Source organism: Burkholderia sp. MSMB1835 (genome assembly GCF_001526365.1).
Classification (GTDB): Bacteria; Pseudomonadota; Gammaproteobacteria; order Burkholderiales; family Burkholderiaceae; genus Burkholderia.
The window spans coordinates 1-24,198 of record NZ_LOYP01000051.1 but is presented as its reverse complement, the minus strand read 5'-3'; the positions used below and the strand labels follow the sequence as shown (position 1 = coordinate 24,198).

Here is a 24,198-nt window from a genome sequence, read left to right as displayed (position 1 = left end):
AACGGATATCGGTCGAAAGGGGCGCGGGTTGGCGCCCGGGTGCGGGCGGCTCGCGCCGGACGCGCCCGAGCGATTCGGGATCGGGGGAAGCGGAACGCCGCCCCGGAAATGTCGTCGCCGATGGTAACGGGATTGCCGGCGCCAAACCTTAAGCGTTCTTCAGAATCGGCCGACATTTGCGGCAGCGCAATTACAATCCGTTTCACGGTGCGCAGAGTCATGCTCGTACAATCGCAGACGCCTGCACCCCGAATCGACCATGCGACTCCTCCTTGTTGAAGACGACGACCTGATCGGCAGCGGCCTGGAGACCAGCCTGAGCCAGGCCGGCTTTCACGTCGACTGGTTGCGCGACGGTCATGCGGCCGCAGCCGCGCTCGCGACGACGCGCTTCGCACTCGTCGTACTCGATCTCGGGCTGCCCGGCAAATCGGGCACGGAACTGCTGCACGCGCTGCGCGATGCCGGCGATACGGTCCCCGTGCTGGTGCTGACCGCACGCGGCACCGTGGCGGACCGTGTGCGCGGCCTCGACGACGGCGCGGACGACTATCTCGCGAAACCGTTCGAATTGTCCGAAGTGCTCGCCCGCTGCCGCGCGCTCGTGCGGCGCTCGCAGGGCCGTGCCGGCGATGAGATCGTCTGGCGCGACATCACGATCGACCTGACCGCGCATACCGTGACGCGCCATGCGGCGCGCATCGCGCTCACGTCGCGCGAGTGGGCGATCCTCGTTCAGCTCGTCACGCACCCGGGCATCCCGCAGTCGCGCGCGCGTCTCGAGGACGGCCTGTACGGCTGGCAGGAAGGCATCGAAAGCAATGCGATCGAGGTCCATGTGTCGAACCTGCGCAAGAAGCTCGGCTCGGAATTGATCCGTACCGTCCGCGGTATCGGCTACGTGGTCGAACTTCCATGATCGCCGGCTCGATACGACGCCGCGTGTCGCTGATGGCGATCGGTTGCGTGACCGTCGTCTGGCTCGTCGCCGTGTTCGGCAGCTTCCGGCACGCGACGCGCGAGATCGGCGAATGGCAAGACGCGCGCCTCGTCGAATACGCGTCGCTGCTCGTCGATCTGTCGGCGGCCGACCTCGGCCGTCTCGCGCGCTTCCCGCCCGACGCCCGCGTCGAACTGGCCCGCGGCGATGCGAAATCCGGCCCCGATGCCGACGGCGATCGCCTGCCGCGCGACGTGCTGTTCGAGGTGCGCGACGCGCAGGGCAACGTCGTCGCGTCGAGCCTGCCGGCCGACGCCGCCGGTTTGCCGGACCCGCCCGGCGCGTCCGCCAAACCCGAAACGATCGTCATTCGCGACGTGCGATGGCGCACGCACGCGCTGCGCGCGTCCGCGTCGGGGCGCCGGGTGCGCGTGATGGAGATGTCGAATACGCGCAGCGATCTGGCGACCGGCATCGCACGCGGCATCGTCGAGCCGCTCGTCATCGCGCTGCCGGTGCTGGCGCTGCTGCTGTGGGTGATGATCGGGCGCAGTCTCGCACCGCTGAAGACGCTGTCCACGCTGATCGGCGCACGCGATGCACGATCGCTCGAACCGCTCGGCATCGCGACCGTGCCGGACGAAGTGCGCACGCTGGTCGACTCGATCGATCGCCTGCTCGCGAGGCTGCGGCAATCGATCGTCCGGGAGCGCGCGTTCACGTCCGACGCCGCGCACGAACTGAAGACGCCGCTCGCCGCGATCAAGGTGCAGGCCCAGGTGGCCATCGCGACCGACGATCCCGCGCACAAGCAACTGGCGATGCAGCGCGTCGTGCAGGGCGTCGACCGCAGTGCGCGGCTCGCCGAGCAATTGCTGCTGCTCGCACGGCTCGACGAGTACGAACGCATTCCGGCGCGTATGCTCGTCGTGCGCGAACTCGTCGATGCCGCTGTCGACCGCCATCTGTCGAAAGCCGCGGACAAGGCCATCGACATCGCGTGTGGCGACCTGTCCGCGCGGACGATCGACGCCGATCCGATCCTGATCGGCATCCTGCTCGACAATCTCGTCGACAACGCGATCAAGTACGGCCGCCCTGGCGGACGCATCGAGCTCGGCGTACACGACGACGGCCCGCAGCAATGCATCGTCGTGCGCGATGACGGGCCGGGCGTCGCGCCCGGCGAGCGCGAACGGCTCGGCGACCGGTTCTATCGCGGCAGCGGCACGCCGTCGCCCGGCAGCGGGCTCGGACTGTCGATCGTGATCCGCATCGCGCAATACTTCGGCGGCACCGTCCGGTTCGAATCCGGCATCGGCGGCCACGGCCTCGGCGTGGCGATCACGCTGCCGTCGGCGGATGCGGGCCGACCGGCGCCGCGTGCTTAACGTTTCGTTAAGGATTCGGCCGTAGAATCCGCCGCACGCTGCCCCGCCATGCCCGTCAGGAGCCTTCATGTCCACACCCACTCGTTACGACGCCGTTGCCCGTTTTCTTCACTGGTTGATCGTGGCGCTGGTCGTCGCGCAATACGCGATCGGCTGGACGATGCCCAACGGGCATCGCGACACGCAGCCGGTCGGCCTGATCGCCGCGCACCTGATCGTCGGCACGGCGCTGCTCGCGGCGATGGCATGCCGCGTGCTGTGGCGTGCGACGCATCGCCCGCCTGCCAGCGAGCTGTCGCCCGCGATGCGCGCGCTGTCCGGCATCACGCACGGCGCACTCTACCTGCTGCTGATCGCGGTGCCGCTGCTGGGCTGGATCAACGCGTCGTCACGCGCGTGGGCCGTGACGCTCGTCGGCATCCTTCCGTTGCCGGCGCTGTCGGCGGCCGGCTCGGGGTTCGGTCACGCGATGGGCGACGTGCACGGCATTCTCGCGTGGGTCCTGTTCGCCGGCATCTGCGTGCACGTGGCGGCCGCGCTGATGCACCGCTTCGTGCTGCGCGACCAGGTCGTGCAGCGCATGATGCCGTGGTGATCGATCGCGCCGCTGGTCGGAACCGGTTGACGAGTTGATCGCGACGCCGCGCAAAGCGGCGCGCCACGACCGGCGTCTCAGCCGGCGCCCTTCGGGCACGTCGCGCGGCGCGAAGCGCGTGCGATTTGCCGTCCCGCGAACACGGCGGCCAGCCGTGACACACGATCATGTCGGCACCTAGTCGCCGGTTTGCGCCGGCATACCGGCGTCCGGTGCGTGCGCAACCGACGCCGCCATGCGCGCCCGTTCCTGCTCGGCGAGCTTCGCTTCCGCGGCCTGGATGTCGGCCGGATACTCGCCGTCGTCGCCCTTCGCCGGGTCGTACCCGGCCGCTTCCAGACGCATCAACTCCTCGCGAACCTGCGCACGCGTGAGCGGCGCGGCCGATTGTGCGAATGCCGCCTGACCGGCGACTGCGCCGACCATAATCAGGACTGCGATATAAGTTTTCATCATGAACTCCTTCAATGTGACGTATCGATCGACCACGGGATACGCGTGACCTGCGGACGCGGGCGGCTGGATCAGCTTCCGAAATAGATCGCGCAGAAGCTCGCGGGGCCGACGCAGGCGGCGGCGCCTCGATGGGGCGACATCGCCGCCGGCTTGCCCGCTTCGGACGACATGGCCGGATCGCCGCCGACTGCCGTGCTGGCCTGCCGCTGCGGCAACTGATCGGCCTGACGCTGGAACAGCGGGCTCACATCCGGATACGACGTATCGGTCACGAAGCGCAACCCGTTGTTGTCGGCGTCGATCAGTTCCTGCCGGACCTGCTCGCGCGTGAGCGCCTGTGCCGACGCTTGCGTCGCGACACCTGCGAGAGACATCGCCGCCATCGTGGCGGCCACCAGCCAGTGCTTGTTCATGTTCCACTCCTTCGGAAGTCAACGAGACGACGTGCTACACCCGTATGACGACGGAGGAGGCGTGTTTATTCCCGGCCCGTCGGGCCGCCCTCGCCGGACCTTCATCGAACTGTCATTCATTCGTCAGCCGGCGTAACCTGACGTAACGCAGCGCCCGTCGTGCTTCGGGCAGACTGACCACCACTTCATCCGGACCGCTCATCGATCGACCATGTCCGCCGCTTACGACCATGCAGCCGCGCTGCTGCGCAGGCTGTACGACCGCCATATCGACAGCGGCGCGGTGCTCGACACGGCCGCATTCCCGGATGCCGAGCGATTCGTGCGCGCGTGGCACGCGATCCGCGCGGAGGCGCTCGACGTCGCACGCGACATGCCGCGCATCCCGCGCTTTCACGACATCATGCGCGAGCAGTACGACATCTCGGCCAACGACGCACGCGACTGGCGCATGTTCATCATGCAGGCGTACGGCCAGCCGTTTGCGCGCAACCTGTCGCGCTGCCCGACCGTCGCGGCGCTCGTCGCGGCGTCGCCGGACGTGCTGTCCGCGTCGCTGTCGTTCCTCGCGCCCGGCAAGCACATCCCGCCGCATCGCGGGCCGTTTCGCGGCATCCTGCGCGGATATCTCGTGCTGTCGATGCCCAGGCGCGCGGACGGCACGCCGGCTGCCGTGCTGAAGGTCGACGGCCGCGAATACCGGCTCGACGAAGGCCGCTTCCTGCTGTGGGACGACACGTTCACGCACGAGGTATGGAACGACAGCGATGCGGTGCGGATCGTGCTGCTGCTCGATATCCGTCGGCGCGGGATGCCGCGCTGGCTCACGTGGCTGTCGAATGCGGTGATCGGCGTCGTGCGGCTCGGGATCCGGATCAGGGGGCGGTCGATTCCGGTCTAGCCGCCGCGCCCGCACGGCAGCGCCGTTTCCCCCTTTCGGCGGCCGCCGGATCGCCTAAACTACAAGCCACCCTTTCGTGCGGCTCCTGCCAGCTACCGCCATGGCGCATCTCTTCTTCGCCGCATCGATCCAGCGGCATGTCGAAACGCCCGAGCGCGACATCGACGCGCACACGGTCGGCGAAGCATTCGACACCATTTTCAGCGAGCAACCGCGGTTGCGCGGCTACATCGTCGACGATCAGGGCGCGCTGCGAAAGCACCTGTCGGTGTTCATCGACGGCCAGCCGATCCGCGACCGGCAGCGCCTGTCCGACGCGCTCGAGGCCGCCAGCCGCGTATATGTCGTGCAGGCGCTGACCGGCGGATAAAGGGACCGATGCACCGCCGCATTCCCCCATACCAAGCGCCGTCGCGCCAAGGCGGACCATCCGGAGACATCGCATGAACGATCGACTGCTCGTCGCCACCCGCAAGGGCCTGTTCGTCCTGCAACCCGACGGTCACGACGGCTGGACGCTCGGCGAACCGCATTTCATCGGCGAGCCCGTCAGCATGGCGCTCGCCGACCCGCGCGACGGCACGCTGTATGCGGCGCTCAATCTCGGCCATTTCGGCGTGAAGCTGCACCGGCTGCGCGCAGGCGCCACCGACTGGGAGGAATGTGCGGCCCCGGTTTATCCGCCGCAGCCCGCCGACGCGTCGGCCGCCCGCACCGACCCGCACACGGGCAGCGGCGACGCCGACGACGAGCCGGCGGGGCCGCCGCAGCCGCCGTGGACGCTTCAGCAGATCTGGTCGCTCGAAGCCGGCGGCACCGACGAGCCCGGCGTACTGTGGGCCGGCACGATTCCCGGCGGCCTGTTCCGCTCCGACGACCACGGCGATTCATGGGTACTCAACCGCGCGCTGTGGGATCGCCCCGAACGCGCCGAATGGGGCGGCGGCGGGTACGACGCGCCGGGCATCCATTCGGTGATGGTCGACCCGCGCGACAGCCGACACGTCGCCGTCGGCATCTCGTGCGGCGGCGTCTGGCAGACCGCCGACGGCGGCGCGACGTGGCGCGTGACCGCGGAAGGCATGGAAGCCGACTACATGCCGCCCGAGCGACGCGGCGAGCCGAACATGCAGGATCCGCACCGCGTCGTGCAGTGCGCGGCGAATCCGGACGTGCTGTGGACGCAGCATCACTGCGCGATCTTCCGCTCGACCGACGGCGGCGAACACTGGCGCCGCATCGAAGCGCAACCGTCGAGCTTCGGTTTCGCGGTGGCCGTGCATCCGCACGAACCGGATACCGCGTGGTTCGTGCCGGCCGTGAAGGACGCATGCCGGATTCCGGTGAACGGCCGGTTCGTCGTCACGCGCACGCGCGACGGCGGCCGCAGTTTCGAGAGCCTGTCGAATGGGTTGCCGGCATCGCCCGCGTACGACCTCGTGTACCGGCATGGGCTCGCGGTGGACGATTCCGGCACGCGCCTCGCGATGGCCTCGACGACGGGCGCGTTATGGACGTCCGTCGATGGCGGCGACCATTGGCGACAGGTATCGGCGCATTTGCCGCCGGTGTATAGCGTCAGGTTCGGGTAGCGGCGCGAGACGCGTCGGGCGCCATCCGCGCCACCGCATCGCGCGTCCGTGCGATTTCCGCTTCGAGCCAGTCGAGAAACCGCCTGACCTGCGGCTCGCGCTCGCGCCCCGGCCGGCACAGCGCGACGAAGCGCGCACCGTCGAGCCGCACCGCGGGCTCGATCGGCATCAACGCACCGCGCTCGACATGCTCGGCGGCCAGCACCGAACTGAGCAGCGCGATACCCTGCCCGTGCAGCACGGCCTGCAATGCGTAATGCTCGTCGTCGTAATGGCGAAACACCGCGCGTTCGAGCCACGCCTGCCGGCCTGCCGCACGACACCACGACGTCCAATCGACCGACACGGGCAGCGGCGTATCCCACACGGTCTCGATCAGGTCGAGCGGCTCGTCGGTGCGATCCGCATCGAAGCCGGCGGCCGCATACGCGCCGAAATACTCGTCGATCAACGCAATCTCGTGCAACGCGGGAAACTGGCGCGACGTCGCGCGAATCGCGAGATCGATCCGCGCATCGCGTTCGAGATCGACGAGCGCGTTGCCCGTTTCGACCTTGATGTGCAGGTGCGGATCGACGCGGCGAAACGCACCGAGACGGGGAATCAGCCACATCGCCGCAAAGGCCGGCGTGGTGGTCAGCACGAGCGGGCGCTCGTCGGCCGCATCCGGACGCACGGCGTCGAGCCCGCGGCTCAATGCCAGCAACGCATCGTGACTCGCGCGGAACAGCCGCTCGCCTTCTTCGGTCAACCGCACGCCGCCCGCGCCGCGCTCGAACAGCAGCACGCCGACGCGGCTCTCCAGCGACTTGATCTGGTGCGACACGGCAGCCGGCGTCACGGACAGCTCGTCCGCGGCGGCCTTGAACGTGCCCAGCCGTGCCGACGATTCGAATACACGCAAAGCGGTCAGGGGGATTTTCGAGAACACGGAGCCTCGCGGGCCGGATACGGCCGGGTTGAATTCGATTCAATCGGGGTGAGATTAGGTGAATTGAAGCGGGTGCGCAACGCGGCTAGCCTTGCGGGACGTCGCGGCATGGCGCCGCCGTCGAACCGGAGGAACCCCGTGCAAGGCCTACCGCGCAGGATCACGCAGGCGGTGCTCTACGAAGCGATCGCCATTTCCTGCATTTCGCCCGCGATTGCGGCAATCTTCGAGCAGGACCTCGTCTATTCGGGCGCACTGTCGGCGACGATGTCGGCGATCGCGATGCTGTGGAACATGATCTTCAACGCGCTGTTCGAACGCTGGGAAGCGTCGCGGCGGCAACCGGCGCGTACGCTCGGGCGGCGGATCCTGCACGCCATCGGATTCGAAGGCGGGCTGATCTTCATCCTCGTGCCGGTCGTGTCGTGGTGGCTCGACATCTCGTGGCTCGATGCGTTCGTCGTCGATATCGGGCTGTTCGCGTTCTTCTTCTGCTACGCGTTCGTGTTCCAGTGGGCGTTCGATCGCGTGTTCGACGCGCCGGCGGCGACGAAGGGGTCGTGAACGGGCGCTTGGGTCCTGCTCGCGCTAATCGCGGGCTTGCGCCGGCCCTACGCCCCCGCGGCAATTTTCGGCAACTGCCAGCCGAAGCGCACCGCCGCGATCCGCAGCGCAAAGCACGCGACGCCGCCGAGCACGGCCGCGACGACGGGCGGGCAACCGAGTCGCCGGCACGACACGACGACGACCGCGCCGAGCAGCGCCGCGCTCGCATAGATATCCGCGACCAGCACGACCGGTATCCGCGCGAGCAGCAGATCGCGCACGACGCCGCCTCCGCAGCCGGTCACCGCGCCCATCAGCGTCGCAATGAACGGGTGGACGCGGAATTCGAGCGCCTTCACCGCGCCCGCGACCGCGAACAATGCGAGGCCGGCCGCATCGAGCGTCGTCAGCAGCGACGGCGAGAACGACGCGACCCGTGCATGAAACACGAACGCGAACAGTCCGGCGGCAAACGCGAGCGCCGGATAACGCCAGTCGCTCACGGCGCTCGGCGGGCGGGCGCCGATCAGCAGGTCGCGAATCACGCCGCCGCCGAGCGCGACGACGAGCGACAGCACCATCACCCCGAACAGATCGAGTCCCGCGCCGATCGCCGCATTGGCGCCTTCGATCGCGAACACCGCCGTGCCCGCGAGATCGGCGGCGAGCACGACTTGTCCGATGCGCTTCATGCTAATGAACGGCCGAAGTAGCGGATCGTCCGGTTGCAGCCTGCGTCGACCGAAGCGGTCGCGCCGTTCGGCCGCGTGCCGGCTGCATGTAGCCGCCGGGATGCATCGAGCGGGTTGCGGGTCATTGCCGTCTCCTGAGCGCGGATCGAGCAGTCTAGCGCATCGCCCGCCGGCCGTCGGCGCGCGTGCGGCACACGGCAAAAAGCCGGCGCAAGCAGGTCGCCCTGCCTGCGCCGGCTCGACATTCGCGTCAGGCTTCGGGCCGAAGCCGCAAAGCCCGACGCATCGCGCTCAATGCACGCCGAGGTAGGCCTTCACCGCCGGCAGGCCCGGCTTGCCGTCGATCGTCGTCACGCCGGCCAGCCACTTGTCGAGCGATTGCGGATTCGCCTTCAGCCATTCGGCGGCGGCCTTGTTCGGATCCTGCTTGTTCATGATCGGCACCATCACGTGGTTCTCGATCGACGTCGTGAACTGCAGGTTCGACACGAACTTTGCGACGTTCGGGCAGCGCTGCGCATAGTCGGGCGGCGTCGCCGTCAGCACCTTCGCTTCGCCGTAGTTCGGGCCGAACACGTCGTCGCCGCCGGTCAGGTAGTCGATCTTCATCTGCACGTTCATCGGATGCGGTTCCCAGCCGAGGAACACGATCCACTGCTTGTCGCGGATCGCGCGGTTCACCTCGACCAGCATCCCGGCCTCGCTCGACTCGACCAGCTTGAACTTGCCGAGGCCGAACTGGTTGCCGTCGATCATCTTCTTGATCAGCGCGTTGCCGTCGTTGCCCGGCTCGATCCCGTAGATCTTGCCGTTGAGCTTGTCCGCGAATTTCTGGATGTCCGCGAACGACTTCAGGCCGCCCTGATACACGTAATCGGGCACCGCGAGCGTGTATTTCGCGCCGGTCAGGTTGGGCGTCGCGAGCACCTTGATCGTGCCGGCCTTCGTGAACGGCTGGATGATCGGATCCATCGTCGGCGACCAGTAGCCGAGGAACACGTCGATCTGCTTGCTCTTGATCCCCGCGAACGTGATCGGCACCGACGCGATCGTCTTCGTCGGGGTGTAGCCGAGCCCCTGCAGCATCGTCGACGCGAGGCCCGTGGTCGCCGCGATGTCGGACCAGCCGACATCGGCGAAGCGCACGTTCTTGCAAACGGGCGGATCGGCCGCATAAACGGCCGACATCGGCGCGGTTATCCCGATCCCGCACACCGCTGCGATCAATAGGCGCTTCATCTTGCTTCTCCTCAAAGTGATGTCGTTTGCTTGAATGCGGGATCGTTTGTTGAAGCCGCACGCCGCGATCCCGGCGACGTCGCGGACCGATTGATCGCTCCGTTCAGCGCCCCGGCAGCCGGCGCTCGTAGCTCGGCGCATGGCCGAACTGCGCGCGGTATGCCTTGCTGAAATGACACGGCGAGTGAAAGCCGCAGACCGTCGTCACGCGCGCGATCGATGCGTCGGTCGTACGCAGCAGGTCGCGTGCGCGTTTCAGGCGCAACGTCAGGTAATAGTGGGTCGGCGATACGTTCAGATACACCTTGAACATGCGCTGCAGATGCCGCTGCGACAGCCGCACGAGCCGCGCGAGCTCCTCGAGCGACAGCGGCTCCTCGATGTTCGCCTCCATCAGCCGCACGACCTCGATCAGCTCCGCGCGCGAGAAACCGACCCGCGCATCGACCGGAATCGGCTGCGTATCGGTCGAACTGCGGATGCGCTCCAGGATGAACTGCTCGGATACCTGCGCGGCCAGCTGCTGGCCGAACCGCATGCCGACGAGGTTCAGCATCAGATCGAGCGGCGCGGTGCCGCCGGTGCAGGTCAGCCGGTCGCGATCGACGACGAACAATTCGTCGGCGAATCCGACCTGCGGAAATTCGGAATGCAGCGCGGACAGGTTCTCCCAGTGCACGGTGCAACGATAGCCGTCGAGCAGCCCGCTCGCCATCAGCGCGTAGGCGCCGGTGCAGATGCCGCCGAGCGGCAGCCCGCGTGCGGCAAGCGCCGCGAGCGTATCGCGCGCGCGCTCGTCCACCATGTCGCGGATGCGGATGCCGCCGCACACGATCATCACGTCGGGCAGGTCATCGTAGTCGAGCGCCTGCGTGGGCCGCACCGCGATGCCGTTGCTGGCATGCGCGGGCGCGCCGTCGAGCGAGTAGATCGACCACTTGTAGTGTTCCGCCCGCCCGACGTAGTTCGCCATCCGAAGCACTTCGACCGCGCTCGAGAACGCGATCATCGAGAAGTTCGGCAGCGTCAGGAAGCCGAAATGGGCGAGGGACGAAACCGGTGAAACGCAGGCGGCGGGCGCGACAGCGACGGCGGACGTCACATCGGTCTCCTGGCGAGGAGGTTGCAGGGAGCCAGCCCCGCGGCGCAAGCCGCGGGAGCCGTGTTCGACGAGGGGGAGCGGCCGGAGCGTGCCCGGCCGCCGGAGATCAGGCCTGCGCGGGCTCGGCCTTCACGCGAAAGAGCTGCTTGAGGCCCGAGAACAGCGGCGCCTTCACGGTGCCCGGCGCGCGGCCGAAGCTCTCGGTGATGCGGTCGAGAATGATCGCGAGCAGCACGACCGACAGACCGCTTTCGAAACCGAGGCCGATGTCGAGACGCTGGATACTCGCGAGCACGTCGTTGCCGAGGCCGCCCGCGCCGACCATCGACGCGATGATCACCATCGACAGCGCCATCATGATCGTCTGGTTCACGCCCTGCATGATCGACGGCAGCGCGTTCGGGAACTGCACCTTGTACAGCAGTTGCCACGGCGTGCAGCCGAACGCCTGGCCGGCTTCGACGATCTCGCGGTTCACGTGGCGGATGCCGAGGCTCGTGAGACGCACCGCGGGCGGCATCGCGAAGATCACCGTCGACAGGATCCCCGGCACGCGGCCGAGACCGAACAGCATCGCGGCCGGAATCAGGTAGACGAACGCGGGCATCGTCTGCATCAGGTCGAGGATCGGGCGCACGATCGCGGCGACCCACTTGCTCTTCGCGGCCCAGATGCCGAGCGGGATGCCAAGCACGAGGCTGATGATCGTCGACGACAGCGTGAGGCCGAGCGTGATGACCGTCTGATCCCAGAAGCCGGTCGCGAAGATCAGCAGCAGCGACGCGGTGGTGAACAGCGCGAAGCGCCAGCCCACCCGCCACAGCCCGACGCCGATGAAGATCGCCATCATCAGCCACATCGGGATCGCCTGCAGGCCATGCTCGACGAATGCCGCGAGCCCTTCGATCGCTCGACCGATCGCGTCGAACGTCTTCGCGTCGTGGTCGAGCAGGTAGTGAACGGACTGGTCGACCCAGGTACCGAGCGGAATCATTTCAGACATGGGAACCTCGCGAACGCGTGATGGCCTTCAGGATGAGCGCACGATCGACCGAGCCGCAGTAACAGCCGTCGTCGTCGACGACGGGCAGTGCATTCGGGCTCGCGACCACGCGCGCGACGACGTGTTCGAGCGACGCATCGCGCCGGATGCTTTCGATCGGCCGCACGGACGGCGTGTCCTGACCGAGCGCCTCGCGCGTGACGAAGCCGCGAATCTTGCGTTCGGCATCGAGCACGAACGCGTAGTCGGCGCTGCCGTTCAGCGAAGCCGCGACGTTCGCGGCATCGCACTTCGATACGAGCGGCACGGCGCCCGTCTGCATCAGGTCGCCGGCGGTGAGGTAGCGGCTGGTGTCGATGCCGTCGAAGAACGCGCGCACGTAATCGTCGGCCGGGTTCGCGATGATGTCCTGCGGCGTGCCGACCTGCACGAGGCGGCCGCCTTCCATGATCGCGATGCGGTTGCCGATGCGCAGCGCTTCCTCGAGATCGTGCGATACGAACATGATCGTGCGGCGCTGGTCCTTCTGCAGTTGCAGCAGCACGTCCTGCATTTCGCGGCGCTTGAGCGGATCGAGCGCGGAGAACGCCTCGTCCATGATCATCAGCGACGGGTTCACGGCCAGCGCGCGGGCAAGGCCGACGCGCTGCTGCATGCCGCCCGACAGCTCGGACGGCAGCTTGTGCGAAAACGGTGCGAGGCCGACCTGCTCGAGCACTTCCATCGCACGGCGCTCGCGCTCCTTCTTGCCCATGCCCGCGACTTCCAGCCCGAACGCGGCATTCGACACCACGGTGCGATGCGGCATCAGCGCGAACGACTGGAACACCATGCTCATGTCCTTGCGGCGCAGCGCGGTCAGCGCCGAGCGGCGCGCCGACGCGACGTCGAGCCCGTCGATCAGCACCTTGCCGGCGCTCGGATCGACCAGCCGGTTCACGAGGCGGATCAGCGTGGACTTGCCGGAACCGGACAGGCCCATCAGCACGAAAATTTCGCCTTCCTGCACATCGAAGGAGACGTTGTGCACGCCGACGACCTGACCGGTGCGCTTGAGCACATCGTCCTTCGTCGCGCCGGCGGCGAGCATGTCGAGCGCCTGCTGCGGATTACTTCCAAACACCTTGCACAGACCTTCGACCACAACCTTGGGGGCATCCATCGAAACCTTCTCCTCGTGTAGCGGGGACTCGCGCTTGTCATAGCGTGCCTACATAGTTGCCAGAAAAAACCCCGGCCTGCCGACGAATTACGACAAACGCTTGCGCAAATACGACACGGCCGCCAGCCCCGTCCGGCGGGCCGCGCGGCCGATTGCGGCGGCGCAATACGCGCACGGCCTGCTGCGACGGGCATCGCCCTTCGGACTTGTGCGCAGCAGCGCGGCGAACGGCACATGGGATTTTGCGCCAGGCCGCATTCGGCACGCGTCGCTTTCCGACAAGTTGACGTCCGTTCCGACGCGCCTCTACTCAGACGAAAACGCGCACCGCATGCGCCGATAAAAAGCATGACCGTGCAAAAAGCCGTTTGGCGACACCGAACGGCGCACGCCGCGATACCGCGCCAACCACGGAAATCCGGGCAGGCACGCTGTGATACATTCGCCGCAAACACGCCGATCGCGACGTTGCCGCGGGCCTTCCGCACGAGGGCGCCAGCCGCACGGCGCGCACATGCCGGTTCGCCTGCCGGCCGTGCTGAAACCGCCTCGATCCGGCGCGATTCCGGTCGAAGGACGATAACGATAGTGAGAGGGAGCAAGGCGTTGAACTGGGCATTCGCCGTAATCGGTTTCGTCGTGGGCGGCATCGCCGCCTTGATCGGGGATTTCCCGGCCGCGAGCGGCGCGCTGCTCGGGGCCGCCGCCGGGTTCTGGGTCGGGCACGTGCTGCGGCAACGCAAGCTGCAGAGCCGGCGCACCGTGCCCGACGCATGGGCCGCCGCCGCGCCGCCTCCCACCCCGTTACCGCTCGCCGATCGCGTCGCGCGCCTCGAAGCCACCGTCGACACGCTCACGCGCGAACTCGACGCGCTGCGCGCTCAGCTGGCGGGCGCGCAGGCCGGCGCGGCGACATCCGGCGGCATCGCGCCGACGGCTTCGGCCGACGCCGCCTCCGCGCCGCTGCCGACGCCCTTCCCGACACCGCCCGCGCCGCGACCGGCCGCCGCACGCGCGGACACGCCGGCCTCCTCTTCGACGCCGGCGCCCACTACACCGCCCGCGCCGGCCACCGCGGCACGCGCCGCAGCGGCGTCCGCTCGCGCCGACACCCCCGCCGGCGCGCCTGCCGCTCCGCCCGCGCCGCGCGCACCCGGCATCGCCGAACGCGCGTTCGGCGCCGCGCGCGACTGGCTGCTCGGCGGCAACACGGTCGTGCGTGTCGGGATCGTCGTGCTGTTCTTCGGCGTCGCGTTCCTGCTCAAGTACGCGGCCGACAACGACATGCTGCCGATCGAATTCCGTCTCGCGGGCACGGCGCTCGCGGCGGCCGCGCTGCTCGCGATCGGCTGGCGCGTGCGTGCGCGCCGCGCCGCATACGGCCTCGTGCTGCAAGGCGGCGGCATCGGCATCCTGTACCTGACGATCTTCGCCGCGACCAGGCTCGATGCGTTGCTGCCCGTCGGCGCCGCGTTCCCGCTGATGGTCGCGGTCTGTGCGCTGAGTGCATTCCTCGCAGTGCGGCAGAACGCGCTGCCGCTCGCGTTCATGGGCAGTGCGGGCGGCTTCCTCGCGCCGATCCTGCTGTCGACCGGCCAGGGCAATCACGTCGCGCTGTTCAGCTACTACGCACTGCTGAACGCAGGCATCTTCGCGATCGCGTGGTTCAAGGCCTGGCGCCCGCTGAACCTGCTCGGCTTCGTGTTCACGTTCACGATCGGCTCCGCGTGGGGCGTGACGGCCTATCGCCCCACGCTGTTCGCGAGCACCGAGCCGTTCCTCGTCCTGTTCTTCCTGATGTATGTCGGCATCGCGCTACTGTATGCGGTGAAACGCGAACTCGCGCTGCGACACTATGTGGACGGCACGCTCGTGTTCGGCACGCCGATCGTCGCGACCGCGCTGCAGGCGTCGCTCGTGAAAGGCATGCCGTTCGGGCTCGCATGGAGCGCGGTCGCGCTATCGGCGTTCTACGTCGCGGTGGCCGCCTGGCTCGCGCGGCGCCGCGATCGCCTCGGGCTGCTGTTCGAATCGATGCTCGCGCTCGCGGCGATCTTCGCGACGCTCGCGGTGCCGCTCGCGTTCTCGGGGCCGACGACCAGCGCCGCGTGGGCCATCGAAGGCGCGGCCGTCGTGTGGCTCGGCGTGCGCCAGAAACGCCTGCTGCCGTTCGGCTTCGGGCTGCTGATGCAGGTCGCCGCGGCCGGCGCGTTCTTCACGAGCCTGCTTGGCCCGGCCGACACGGCCGCGCTGCCGGTGCTCAACAGCCCGTATATCGCGATGCTGCTGATCGCGCTCGCCGGCCTGTTCACCGGCTGGTGGCTGCACGGACGCGGCGAAGCGCGCGCCTGGCACGCATGGATGCCCGAGATCGGTGTCGCGGCCGCCGCGTGGGGACTGCTGTGGTGGGTCAGCGGCGGGCTGCACGAGATCCTCGTCCATGCGAGCCGACACGTCGACCTGCATGTCGAGCGCTTCGTCGTCGATACGACCGCGCTGTTCGCGGCCGGCACCGCATGGCTCGCGCACGCCGCGCGCCGGCGGCTCGCGTGGCCGCTCGCCGAATGGCCCGCCCTCGCGCTCGCGCCGGTGCTGGCGCTGCTCGCGCTGCGTGCGTTCGATGCGCACGAAGCGCCGCTGTCGGGCATGGGCGCGTTCGCGTGGCCCGTGGTCGTCGGCGCGGGACTTGCGCTGCTGTGGCGCCAGTCGCGCGGCACGACCGGCGCCGCCGACACGCGCGGTGCGACGCCCTCCGTTGCAGCGCGCCTGCTCGCGCCGCTGCATACGCTGACGTTCTGGACCCTGGGCGGGCTGCTGTCGCTCGAAGGTTTCTGGCGCCTGCGCGCGTTCGTCCCGGAAGGCGCATGGAGCTGGAGCGCATGGGCATACGGCTTCGGCGCGCTGCTCCTGCTCGTGTCGGGCCCGGGCTCGCGCCTGCGCTGGCCCGTCGCGGCGTTCCCGCGCGCCTATCAGGTGTGGGGGGCCGCGCCGCTCGCCGCGCTGCTGTGGCTGTGGAGCCTCGCCACCACGGTGAGCGACGGCGACGCGGCGCCGCTCTTCTGGCTGCCGCTGCTCAATCCGCTCGACGTCGCCCAGGGTCTCGTCTTCGTCGCGTTCGCCGCGTGGCTGCGTCGCCTGAAAGCGCTCGGCATCGCGTGGCATCCGCGCGTCGTCGGCTATCTGGCGATCGCGACCGTGTTCCTGTGGTTCAACGTGCTGATGCTGCGCACGCTGCATCACTGGGCCGGCGTGCCGTACGCATTCGGCGCGATGGCCGAATCGACGCTCGTGCAGGCGTCGGTGTCCGTGTACTGGACGGTCTGCGCGCTCGCCATCACGATCTGGGCCACGCGCCGCGGGCTGCGACCGCTGTGGTTCGTCGGCGCCGCGCTGCTCGCGCTCACGGTCGTCAAGCTGTTCCTGTTCGACCTGTCGCACGTCACCGGCATCGAGCGCATCGTGTCGTTCATCGGCATCGGCGTGCTGCTGCTGTTGATCGGCTATTTCTCGCCGCTGCCGCCGAAGGCCGCCGCGCAACAGGACGGCCGACCATGAAGCGACGCGCCGCCCTGCTCGGGCTGAGCCTGCTCGCGTCGTTCGCGGCGGCCGACGGCGCACCGAACGCCGGACGCGCCATGCAGCGCTTCGCGCTCGACCTCGACGGCAGCGCCGCGTATTACCAGCTCACCGTGCCTCAGCCCGTGTATGCGGCGAGCCGGCGCGACGATCTCGGCGACGTGCGCGTCTTCAACGGCGCGGGCGAGCCGGTGCCGTACTCGCTCGACGCACCCGTCGCGGCCGCGCCCGCCGTGCCGCCGTCCCGCACGCCGGTGCATTGGTTCTCGCTGCCGCCCACGCGCGCCGAACACGGCAACGCGCCGCCCGGCGTGACGGTCGGCCCGGACGGCGCGCTGCGCGCGGCCGTCGCGACGCCTTCGCGCACCCGGCACGGCGCGGATCTCGTCGATCTGTCGCATGCCGACGGCAGCGTCGACGCGCTGCTCGTACACGTGGGCGACGACAGCTACCAGGGACGTGTGTCCGTCGAAGCCAGCGACGACCTTCGCACCTGGCGGCCGCTCGGCAGCACGCAGTTGCTGAAGGTCGGCCGCGGCAACGACATGCTGGTGCAGGAGCGCATCGCGCTCGACGGCGCGGCGCCGCGCTACCTTCGGCTGGACTGGCCCGACGGCGCACCGTCGATCGCATCGGTCGACGTCGAGACGCATCCGCGCGACGCACGCGGCGTCGACACGGCGTCCGTGCCGCGCCAGTGGCGCGACGCCGTGCGGATACGCGCCGGCGCTGCGCCGGGCGAGTATCTGTTCGACACCGACGGCGCGTATCCGGTCGACCGCGTGCGCATCGACCTGCCGCAGCCGAACACCGTCGCGCGCGCGACGCTGCAGAGCCGCGCCGATGCGCAGGGGCCGTGGCGCGACGTCGCGGCCGCCGTGCTGTTCCGGCTGCAGGGCAAGGGCGGCGAGCAGCGCAATCCGCCGCTCGCGTTCGTCGCGAACACGGATCGCGCATGGCGAATCGTCGTCGACATGCGCAACGGCGGGCTCGGCGGCGGCCAGCCGGCCGTCGCGCTCGGCTGGCATCCGGCCGCGCTGACCTTCGTCGCGCGCGGCACGCCGCCGTTTACGCTCGGCGTCGGCGACGCGTCGCTCGTCTCGTCGGCCGTGAGCCGCGACGCACTGCTGGTCGGCATGGTGCCGGAAGTGCGGCCCGCCCGCGTCGGCGCGGCGCTGCCGGCATCGGCGGTCGTGCCGGCGGCGGCGGCCGATGCGGATGCCGGGCGCCGCTACGTGCTGTGGGGCGCGCTGATCGTCGCGGTCGGCGTGCTCGGCGCGATCGCATCGCGTCTCGCGAAAGGCGGCGGCGAGACGCGCAGCCGCGACGAGTAGATCCCGCGGTAACGCGGCTGGCGGAGGTAGCGCATCTCGTGCGCGTCGCGGCGAGCGCAGCGAAGCATCGATCGTTGCCCGCGCAAGCAGCGCGTCGTGCGATGAAAGCGCGTGATGATGCGCGTATCCGGCACGCCCGCCGTTGACACATGCCGCCCCGCGCTCCAGACTCGCCGCTCCGTCACCACGCCGCGAGCGCCCATGATCACCTGCTTCCTTCGCTACGTCGTCGATCCGTACAAACTCGACGAATTCGAAACCTACGGCAAGATGTGGATTCCGCTCGTCGAGCAGTTCGGCGGCACGCATCACGGCTACTTCCTGCCGTCCGAAGGCGCGAGCAACATCGCGCTCGCGATGTTCTCGTTCCCGAGCCTCGCCGAATACGAGCGCTACCGCGAACGCTCGAAGGACGATCCCGCCTGCCAGGCCGCGTTCCGCTACGCGGAGGAAACCCGGTGCATCGTCAGCTACGAGCGCAGCTTCTTCCGGCCGGTGTTCGAGTAACGGGCCGCGCCCCTGCGCATCGCACCCCGTTTTCCGGCCGAGAACGAAAAAAGGCCCCGCCAGCATCCGCGCGGCGGGGCCAACCCATGTCAGTAGAGACATCATGGAGGAGACGAGCCCATCTTATCGAGCGTGGCGCACCGTCCCAACCAAGCATTTCTGCTATCGATCTGCGGGGCCGCGCACACGCTTGCCGTCGCCGCGCGGCATATCGATAGAACGAAAAGTCGTTTTCAGAGTGGCGACGGGGTCGTTACCATCTGGTTTTAAGCCTGTGCTTAGCCGGGCAAGCCATTCCCGAGGAGCGCCCCTTGACTGCATTCGATCAACACCGCCGCCCGTTCGTCGTCGGCATCGGCGGGACCACCCGAGCCGCGTCGTCCACCGAACGCGCGCTGTCGTTCGCACTGCGCGGTGCGCAAGCCGCCGGCGCGCGCACGCGCCTCTTCGACGGCCCGTTCCTGCATACGCTGCCGCACTACGCGCCCGAACACAAAACGCTGACCGACGCGCAGCGCGAGCTGATCGACGCCGTGCGTCAGGCCGACGCGATCATCATCGCCACGCCCGGCTATCACGGCGGCGTGTCCGGTCTCGTGAAGAACGCGCTCGACACGCTCGAGGAGCTGCGCGCGGACGACCGCCCGTATCTCGACGGCCGTGCGGTCGGTTTGATCGTCACCGCGTACGGCTGGCAGGCGGCCGGCACCGTACTGACGTCGCTGCGCTCGATCGTCCATGCGCTGCGCGGCTGGCCGACGCCATTCGGCGCCACCGTCAACACGCTGGAAACCCGCTTCGAAAGCGCCGATAGCTGCTCGGATCCGAAGGTCGTCGCGCAACTCGAGACGGTCGGTGCGCAAGCCGCCGAATTCGCGCTCGCGTTCGCGTCGCATCGTGCGGCCTCGCATGCGGCATCGGTCGATGCGCTCGCACCCGTGCTGAAAGTCGCCAACCAGTAACCTCCGCATTCCGCCGCGCGCCCTCGTTCGACAGGATTCGACGAGGGCGTGCGCCGCCTCTTCCGACGCGTGGCGAGGTGCCGGGGCGCGCCGCCACGCCTCCCGAAAGCACGATTCCCGCGCACCGCCCCGATAACGATTCAGCCCCGCGCGTCATTTGCATTGGCCGAAAGATTGGTTCACGCAGGCGGCCCGTTTTCGTACGCTGAAAGCCCGAACTTTTTTACGCGCCACCCCATGAACCGTACGATCCGCTACAAGGGCTACGAAGTCGCTCCCGCTGCCGCCCGGTTGCCGAACGGGCTGTTCGCCGCCAACCTGACGATCGAACGCGCAAGCGGCGGGCCGTCGCCGCGCTCCGTGTCGTTCGACGCAATCGATTTCTTCTTCGAGGAAGAACACGCCCTCGCCTACGCGTCACGCTGGGGCCGCCTCTGGGTCGACACGAACGCGTGAGCGCGACGCACGCGGGGCCGGCGTGCCCATGGCCGCTCGAAAATACGCGATGACGGAAGCTGTGCAAGAATCTTTCGATCCGTAATCGCATAACAATAGCCATGACCGACACGCTGCAGGAAGAGCATGCAGCCGCAGATCACGCGATGCGCAACTGGACCTTCGAGAGGCAAGGCCCGGTCCGAATCGGTTCCGATGCGCACAAGCAGATGTTCTGTCGGATGCTGCTCGACACACACAACCCGTACAAGCCGGCCGTGATCGACTGGCCGGCGCTCCAGCCGGCCGAACTCCGGCGGCTCACGTCGCTGCCGATCTGGGACATCGCCGTGCAAACCGAAGGCCGCGCGTCGATCCGCGTGGCGACCTACGCCGCGACGGTCGACGATCCGCTGCTGCGCCGCGCGCTCGAGATGGACGGCGGCGAGGAAGCTCGCCATAAAGTCGTGCTATCGAAGCTCGTCGAAGCTTACGGCATCCGGCTCGCGCCAGAGCCGCCCTACCCGGCGCCGACCGATCCCGAATGGTCGTGGATGGTCACGGGCTTCAGCGAGTGCATCGACAGCTTCTTCGCGTTCGGCCTGTTCCGTTCCGCGCAGCGCTCCGGCTATTTCCCGCCCGAACTCGTCGAAACCTTCGAACCGGTGATCCAGGAAGAAGGCCGCCACATCCTGTTCTTCGTGAACTGGTTCGCGTGGCACTGGCGCAACCTGCCGTGGTGGCGCCGGCCGTGGTTCTTCGTACGCGTCGCGGCCGTCTGGGTGCACCTGATCCGCGAGCGCATCGGCATTGCGCGCGGCATCGACGCCGATGGCGTCGCGCACGACGCGAACTTCCCGGCAACGAGCACCGCCGACATCGGCGATGCGCTGAACCCGCGCGAGCTGATCGAGCTGTGTCTCGCGGAGAACGACCGTCGGATGGCCGGTTACGACGAGCGCCTGCTGCGCCCGATGTTCGTGCCGCGGATGGCGCGGCTCGCGCTGCGGTTCATGAAGAAGTAAGACCGTGGGATTGCCGGTTGCCGGATCCGGCAATCGGCAATCGTCTCGTCCGCGGAACACCGTCACTGGCACGCTCGAGGTTCGCAAAGGCTGTCCTGCGGGTGGCACTCGCTATCGGCACGACCGAATCGCTTTTCAGGCACTGCGTTTTCTTGACATGCGTCGTCACGCTAACGTACGTTATGTTCCGCGATGACAGGCCGGCTCTGGCCGTACCGGGAATGTCACCGCACGCGTCGCGACAGGGCTGACGGTTCGTGAGTCACGCCGTGGCACGGCCGGATCGTATGGTTTCCCACACACAACTACTCAGGATTCCAAATGAAATCGATTACCCATGCCTTGGCCGGAATCTTCCTTGCCAGCGCAGCCGGTGCCGCATTCGCCGCCGGCTCCTCCATCTCCTTGCAATGCAGCTCGCCCTCCGGTGGCCAATGTACCGCCACCGGCACGACAACGCCGCTGAACATCCCGTCGACGAACCTTGTCTTCATGTGGCAAGGCCGCAATATCACGATGACTCCGATCGATGCGCATACGGTCAACGTTCAGTGTCTGACCAACCAGGCTGGATTGCTGACCGCGCTGGCCGGATCGAGTGCGACGCAGGGGCCGTCCGCCACCGTGGCCATCGACTGTACGCCCGCGGCGAGACCGTGACGGCGGCCACACTCGTTCGGCACGTCGGCATGTAAGCGCAAGGATCGCCCGTGCTTCCGGAACGGGGGCACGGAATCGAACCCGCGTGGTTCCGCCTCGGCCAGCAGGTGTCCTGCTTGCGGGCGTCGATGCCTCGAGCGCGTAGTCACTCAATCGCACGGCTCATGCCCTCGCACCAACCTGCATCCACCTCCCGGATGTCGCGTCCCCGACACAGTTGTACCCGCCCCTTTTAGTCCGGCACACGGGCAAATTGTCGCCCCCCTGATCTGACAATTGGGGAGCCCTCGCCGACGCGCCCGGGACGACGCGTTCAACAATCTGTCGATGTCCGACAGGAAACCGCCACGGGCTGCCTTCCGGTGATTGTTTAGCGCCTCTCTTTCCGCCTCCACGCCGATCCTGTCAATAGGACAAATCCGAAATAAGAATGCTTGAGCGCCGGTCAATTGACCGTAGCACTTTTTTACAAATTCGGCGACCGCGCCTGCCCGGAACGCCCGTCAGACGGGCGCTGGCGTTGGCCAGAATGCGCAATTCAGCACAGCCGGCGATGCAATTTTTCTATTTAAATTTATTTAAAGATAATCCATCAAAGCAAAAATAAATTTTTACAGAATATAATTTAATAAATTAACTTAATTCAAGAAGCATCAACCCTCGACCACCAAATTTACATTACAGAATTGAAAGAATTTGCCACCCCGCAAACGTTTGCTATTTCATTTGTCTTACTTTTGAGACGTTTGCTTGGAGCGCCCACTCCACAAAAATATCTTAAATCATTGATTTTTATAGCGAATTTCGCCTTGGCCCGAAGAAACTCAAACCCTACACGACACATTCTTACATCCTTCAAAACCATTCTTCGTTGACGCATCAAAACATGACCCATTAACCATCTTTTAACTTTCAAAACCCTCTATTTATCACTCTTTATCAATCTATAAAAACCACCTCCAATAAACTCCGCCCATCAATTTTGAGATTCGCGCGAGCGCACGGAGTAATCCTCTAACGAAAGAGACCGGTGTGTGGCGTGCACATTTGGAGGTAGCAGGACATGAACCGCACATACCGCTCGATCTGGAACGAAGCCCTTGGCGCCTGGGTCGCGGCATCGGAACACGATTCGGCACGGGGCAAGCCGAACAAGTCGGCCGTCGTGAAGGCCGTTGCAGCCGCCGTGCTCGTCGCTGGGGCGGGCGTCGCGCATGCGCAGTATGTGGCAGGCAATAGCGGGGGCGGCGTCTCCGCAACGGGCGCACAGTCGATCGCGATCGGCGGCAACAACGGGAGCACGACGACGGCCAGCGGTTCGACGTCGATTGCAATCGGCGCGAACGCAACGGCGTCGGGCAACTATTCGCAGGCTTTCGGCCAGGCCACGACGGCGACCGGCGCAAGCGCGATCGGCATCGGCTCGGGCGCGAAGGCGCTGAATACGGGTGCGACGGCCGTTGGCAACGACTCCACGGCGTCGGGCAGCAGCTCGATTGCAATCGGCGGCGGCAACAGTTCAGGCTCGGGCGGTGCCGTTGCAGCCGGCACCAACGCTATTGCTTTGGGCCGCTTCTCCAACGTCAACTCGGCAACGACGTCGGGTATCGCGATCGGCTCGAACGCGGCCGTGACGTCGGCAGGCACCAACGGCACGGCACTCGGTTCGGCGGCCACCGCGGCCGGCTCCGGCGCATCCGCCATCGGCAATGCCGCGACGGCAACCGGCACCAACGCCCTGGCACTCGGCGGCACGGCCAACTACGCGTCCAGCGTCGCGATCGGTGCAGGCAGCGTGACCGGCGCTGCGGCACCGAGCGGGACGGGTTACCTGACCGGCAGCACCGCACCGCTGTCGGAAGTGTCCGTCGGCAGTTCGACGGCACTGCGCCGTATCACCAACGTCGCCGACGGCTCGGCACCGCAGGACGCGGTCACCGTCGCCCAGCTCAGCACCGGCATGAGCACGACCACGAGCGCGATCGGCAGCCTGTCGACTTCGACGTCGACCGGCCTTTCGTCGGCTAACAGCTCGATTTCGTCCCTCTCGACCTCGACCTCGACTGGCATCAATTCGCTGTCCACCGGCATCAGTTCGGCAAACAGCTCGGTCACTTCGCTTTCGTCGTCCACGTCGACCGGTCTGTCGTCGGCCAACAGCTCCATCACGTCTCTGTCGACCTCGACTTCGACCGGCATCAACTCGCTGTCCACCGGCATCAGTTCGGCAAATAGCTCGGTCACGTCCCTTTCGTCGTCCACGTCGACCGGTCTGTCGTCGGCCAACAGCTCCATCACGTCTCTGTCGACCTCGACTTCGACCGGCATCAACTCGCTGTCCACCGGCATCAGTTCGGCAAACAGCTCGGTCACGTCCCTTTCGTCGTCCACGTCGACCGGCCTGTCGTCGGCCAACAGCTCCATCACGTCTCTGTCGACCTCGACTTCGACCGGCATCAACTCGCTGTCCACCGGCATCAGCTCGGCTAACAGCTCGGTCACATCCCTTTCGTCGTCCACATCGACCGGCCTGTCGTCGGCCAACAGCTCCATCACGTCTCTGTCGACCTCGACTTCGACCGGCATCAACTCGCTGTCCACCGGCATCAGCTCGGCTAACAGCTCGGTCACATCCCTTTCGTCGTCCACATCGACCGGCCTGTCGTCGGCCAACAGCTCCATCACGTCTCTGTCGACCTCGACTTCGACCGGCATCAACTCGCTGTCCACCGGCAT

22 protein-coding genes and 1 pseudogene are annotated in these 24,198 nt (G+C 67.4%); 15 read left to right on the top strand and 8 right to left on the bottom strand.

Annotated elements, in window-relative coordinates; all coding sequences use genetic code 11:
* Nucleotides 1–259 precede the first annotated feature (259 nt).
* From WS96_RS23685 to WS96_RS23675, 3 genes are all read left to right on the top strand, one after another.
* Nucleotides 260–919, top strand: coding sequence for a response regulator (locus WS96_RS23685; RefSeq protein ID WP_059835817.1), 660 nt, complete (start codon nt 260–262; stop codon nt 917–919).
* Nucleotides 916–2,331, top strand: a complete 1,416-nt coding sequence (locus WS96_RS23680) for an ATP-binding protein (RefSeq protein WP_059835815.1) — start codon at nt 916–918, stop codon at nt 2,329–2,331. Before WS96_RS23685 ends, WS96_RS23680 begins: the two co-directional genes overlap by 4 nt.
* A gap of 67 nt (nt 2,332–2,398) precedes the next feature.
* Nucleotides 2,399–2,926: a cytochrome b gene (locus WS96_RS23675; protein WP_059835813.1), complete on the top strand. Its 528-nt coding sequence runs from the start codon at nt 2,399–2,401 to the stop codon at nt 2,924–2,926.
* A gap of 177 nt (nt 2,927–3,103) precedes the next feature.
* Here WS96_RS23675 and WS96_RS23670 read toward each other — a convergent pair whose 3' ends face one another.
* Both WS96_RS23670 and WS96_RS23665 read right to left on the bottom strand, forming a co-directional pair.
* Complete coding sequence (locus WS96_RS23670) at nt 3,104–3,379, bottom strand: DUF4148 domain-containing protein (RefSeq protein ID WP_059835936.1); 276 nt, start codon at nt 3,377–3,379, stop codon at nt 3,104–3,106.
* Nucleotides 3,380–3,450: 71 nt separating this feature from the next.
* Nucleotides 3,451–3,795 carry a DUF4148 domain-containing protein gene (locus WS96_RS23665; RefSeq protein ID WP_059835811.1) on the bottom strand — a complete coding sequence of 115 codons (345 nt, stop codon included), beginning with the start codon at nt 3,793–3,795 and terminating at the stop codon, nt 3,451–3,453.
* 211 nt (nt 3,796–4,006) lie between these two features.
* Between WS96_RS23665 and WS96_RS23660 the strand changes: the two genes are divergently transcribed.
* The 3 genes from WS96_RS23660 (at nt 4,007) to WS96_RS23650 (ending at nt 6,288) form a co-directional block, all read left to right on the top strand.
* Nucleotides 4,007–4,696, top strand: a complete 690-nt coding sequence (locus WS96_RS23660; RefSeq protein ID WP_059835810.1) for an aspartyl/asparaginyl beta-hydroxylase domain-containing protein — start codon at nt 4,007–4,009, stop codon at nt 4,694–4,696.
* A gap of 100 nt (nt 4,697–4,796) precedes the next feature.
* Nucleotides 4,797–5,066, top strand: a complete 270-nt coding sequence (locus WS96_RS23655; protein WP_034204180.1) for a MoaD/ThiS family protein — start codon at nt 4,797–4,799, stop codon at nt 5,064–5,066.
* Between the two features lie 73 nt (nt 5,067–5,139).
* Nucleotides 5,140–6,288, top strand: a complete 1,149-nt coding sequence (locus WS96_RS23650; protein ID WP_059835808.1) for a WD40/YVTN/BNR-like repeat-containing protein — start codon at nt 5,140–5,142, stop codon at nt 6,286–6,288.
* On the opposite strand, the gene WS96_RS23645 is transcribed toward WS96_RS23650, so the two are convergent.
* The gene (locus WS96_RS23645; protein WP_059835806.1) at nt 6,275–7,219 is read right to left on the bottom strand and encodes a LysR substrate-binding domain-containing protein; all 945 of its coding nucleotides are present in this window, start codon (nt 7,217–7,219) and stop codon (nt 6,275–6,277) included. The genes WS96_RS23650 and WS96_RS23645 overlap by 14 nt on opposite strands.
* Nucleotides 7,220–7,357: 138 nt before the next feature.
* Here WS96_RS23645 and WS96_RS23640 point away from each other — a divergent pair, with 138 nt between their 5' ends.
* The gene (locus WS96_RS23640) at nt 7,358–7,783 is read left to right on the top strand and encodes a PACE efflux transporter (RefSeq protein ID WP_059835934.1); all 426 of its coding nucleotides are present in this window, start codon (nt 7,358–7,360) and stop codon (nt 7,781–7,783) included.
* Nucleotides 7,784–7,830: 47 nt separating this feature from the next.
* Here WS96_RS23640 and WS96_RS23635 read toward each other — a convergent pair whose 3' ends face one another.
* From WS96_RS23635 to WS96_RS23615, 5 genes and pseudogenes are all read right to left on the bottom strand, one after another.
* On the bottom strand, nt 7,831–8,457 hold the full coding sequence (locus tag WS96_RS23635) for a trimeric intracellular cation channel family protein (protein WP_059835804.1): 627 nt from the start codon (nt 8,455–8,457) through the stop codon (nt 7,831–7,833).
* Between the two features lie 291 nt (nt 8,458–8,748).
* On the bottom strand, nt 8,749–9,696 hold the full coding sequence (locus WS96_RS23630) for a choline ABC transporter substrate-binding protein (RefSeq protein ID WP_034204176.1): 948 nt from the start codon (nt 9,694–9,696) through the stop codon (nt 8,749–8,751).
* A gap of 103 nt (nt 9,697–9,799) precedes the next feature.
* Complete coding sequence (locus tag WS96_RS23625) at nt 9,800–10,798, bottom strand: GlxA family transcriptional regulator (RefSeq protein ID WP_034204175.1); 999 nt, start codon at nt 10,796–10,798, stop codon at nt 9,800–9,802.
* A gap of 106 nt (nt 10,799–10,904) precedes the next feature.
* Nucleotides 10,905–11,801, bottom strand: coding sequence for a choline ABC transporter permease subunit (gene choW / locus WS96_RS23620; RefSeq protein WP_059781119.1), 897 nt, complete (start codon nt 11,799–11,801; stop codon nt 10,905–10,907).
* A pseudogene (locus WS96_RS23615) lies at nt 11,794–13,451 on the bottom strand (quaternary amine ABC transporter ATP-binding protein). The gene choW and the pseudogene WS96_RS23615 overlap by 8 nt, the downstream one beginning before the upstream one ends.
* Before the next feature lie 118 nt (nt 13,452–13,569).
* Here WS96_RS23615 and WS96_RS23605 point away from each other — a divergent pair.
* The 8 genes from WS96_RS23605 to WS96_RS33840 all read left to right on the top strand — a co-directional run.
* Nucleotides 13,570–16,518: a DUF2339 domain-containing protein gene (locus WS96_RS23605; RefSeq protein WP_059835800.1), complete on the top strand. Its 2,949-nt coding sequence runs from the start codon at nt 13,570–13,572 to the stop codon at nt 16,516–16,518.
* Entirely contained in the window at nt 16,515–17,873 is a 1,359-nt protein-coding gene (locus tag WS96_RS23600; protein WP_059835798.1) for a DUF3999 domain-containing protein, read from the top strand. The genes WS96_RS23605 and WS96_RS23600 overlap by 4 nt, the downstream gene beginning before the upstream one ends.
* Nucleotides 17,874–18,074: 201 nt before the next feature.
* Nucleotides 18,075–18,380 carry an NIPSNAP family protein gene (locus WS96_RS23590; protein ID WP_034204170.1) on the top strand — a complete coding sequence of 102 codons (306 nt, stop codon included), beginning with the start codon at nt 18,075–18,077 and terminating at the stop codon, nt 18,378–18,380.
* A 311-nt stretch (nt 18,381–18,691) separates the two neighbouring features.
* On the top strand, nt 18,692–19,342 hold the full coding sequence (locus WS96_RS23585; RefSeq protein WP_059502143.1) for an NADPH-dependent FMN reductase: 651 nt from the start codon (nt 18,692–18,694) through the stop codon (nt 19,340–19,342).
* A gap of 237 nt (nt 19,343–19,579) precedes the next feature.
* A complete protein-coding gene (locus WS96_RS23580) occupies nt 19,580–19,798 on the top strand; it encodes a hypothetical protein (RefSeq protein ID WP_006480563.1) in 219 nt (72 codons plus the stop codon).
* Nucleotides 19,799–19,899: 101 nt separating this feature from the next.
* Nucleotides 19,900–20,802 (top strand): hypothetical protein, encoded by a 903-nt coding sequence (locus WS96_RS23575; protein WP_059835795.1) that lies wholly within the window; start codon nt 19,900–19,902, stop codon nt 20,800–20,802.
* 321 nt (nt 20,803–21,123) lie between these two features.
* A complete protein-coding gene (locus WS96_RS33845) occupies nt 21,124–21,462 on the top strand; it encodes a hypothetical protein (protein ID WP_156443686.1) in 339 nt (112 codons plus the stop codon).
* 1,063 nt (nt 21,463–22,525) lie between these two features.
* Nucleotides 22,526–24,198: ESPR-type extended signal peptide-containing protein (locus WS96_RS33840; protein ID WP_257128046.1), on the top strand; the 1,673-nt coding region annotated here is incomplete at its 3' end.

Bases quoted from the DNA above. Each gene is read 5' to 3' on its own strand.
- WS96_RS23685 (WP_059835817.1), top strand. From the start codon at position 260: ATGCGACTCCTCCTTGTTGAAGACGACGACCTGATCGGCAGCGGCCTG.
- WS96_RS23680 (WP_059835815.1), top strand. From the start codon at position 916: ATGATCGCCGGCTCGATACGACGCCGCGTGTCGCTGATGGCGATCGGT.
- WS96_RS23675 (WP_059835813.1), top strand. From the start codon at position 2,399: ATGTCCACACCCACTCGTTACGACGCCGTTGCCCGTTTTCTTCACTGG.
- WS96_RS23670 (WP_059835936.1), bottom strand. From the start codon at position 3,379: ATGAAAACTTATATCGCAGTCCTGATTATGGTCGGCGCAGTCGCCGGT.
- WS96_RS23665 (WP_059835811.1), bottom strand. From the start codon at position 3,795: ATGAACAAGCACTGGCTGGTGGCCGCCACGATGGCGGCGATGTCTCTC.
- WS96_RS23660 (WP_059835810.1), top strand. From the start codon at position 4,007: ATGTCCGCCGCTTACGACCATGCAGCCGCGCTGCTGCGCAGGCTGTAC.
- WS96_RS23655 (WP_034204180.1), top strand. From the start codon at position 4,797: ATGGCGCATCTCTTCTTCGCCGCATCGATCCAGCGGCATGTCGAAACG.
- WS96_RS23650 (WP_059835808.1), top strand. From the start codon at position 5,140: ATGAACGATCGACTGCTCGTCGCCACCCGCAAGGGCCTGTTCGTCCTG.
- WS96_RS23635 (WP_059835804.1), bottom strand. From the start codon at position 8,457: ATGAAGCGCATCGGACAAGTCGTGCTCGCCGCCGATCTCGCGGGCACG.
- WS96_RS23630 (WP_034204176.1), bottom strand. From the start codon at position 9,696: ATGAAGCGCCTATTGATCGCAGCGGTGTGCGGGATCGGGATAACCGCG.
- choW (WP_059781119.1), bottom strand. From the start codon at position 11,801: ATGTCTGAAATGATTCCGCTCGGTACCTGGGTCGACCAGTCCGTTCAC.
- WS96_RS23600 (WP_059835798.1), top strand. From the start codon at position 16,515: ATGAAGCGACGCGCCGCCCTGCTCGGGCTGAGCCTGCTCGCGTCGTTC.
- WS96_RS23590 (WP_034204170.1), top strand. From the start codon at position 18,075: ATGATCACCTGCTTCCTTCGCTACGTCGTCGATCCGTACAAACTCGAC.
- WS96_RS23580 (WP_006480563.1), top strand. From the start codon at position 19,580: ATGAACCGTACGATCCGCTACAAGGGCTACGAAGTCGCTCCCGCTGCC.
- WS96_RS23575 (WP_059835795.1), top strand. From the start codon at position 19,900: ATGACCGACACGCTGCAGGAAGAGCATGCAGCCGCAGATCACGCGATG.
- WS96_RS33845 (WP_156443686.1), top strand. From the start codon at position 21,124: ATGAAATCGATTACCCATGCCTTGGCCGGAATCTTCCTTGCCAGCGCA.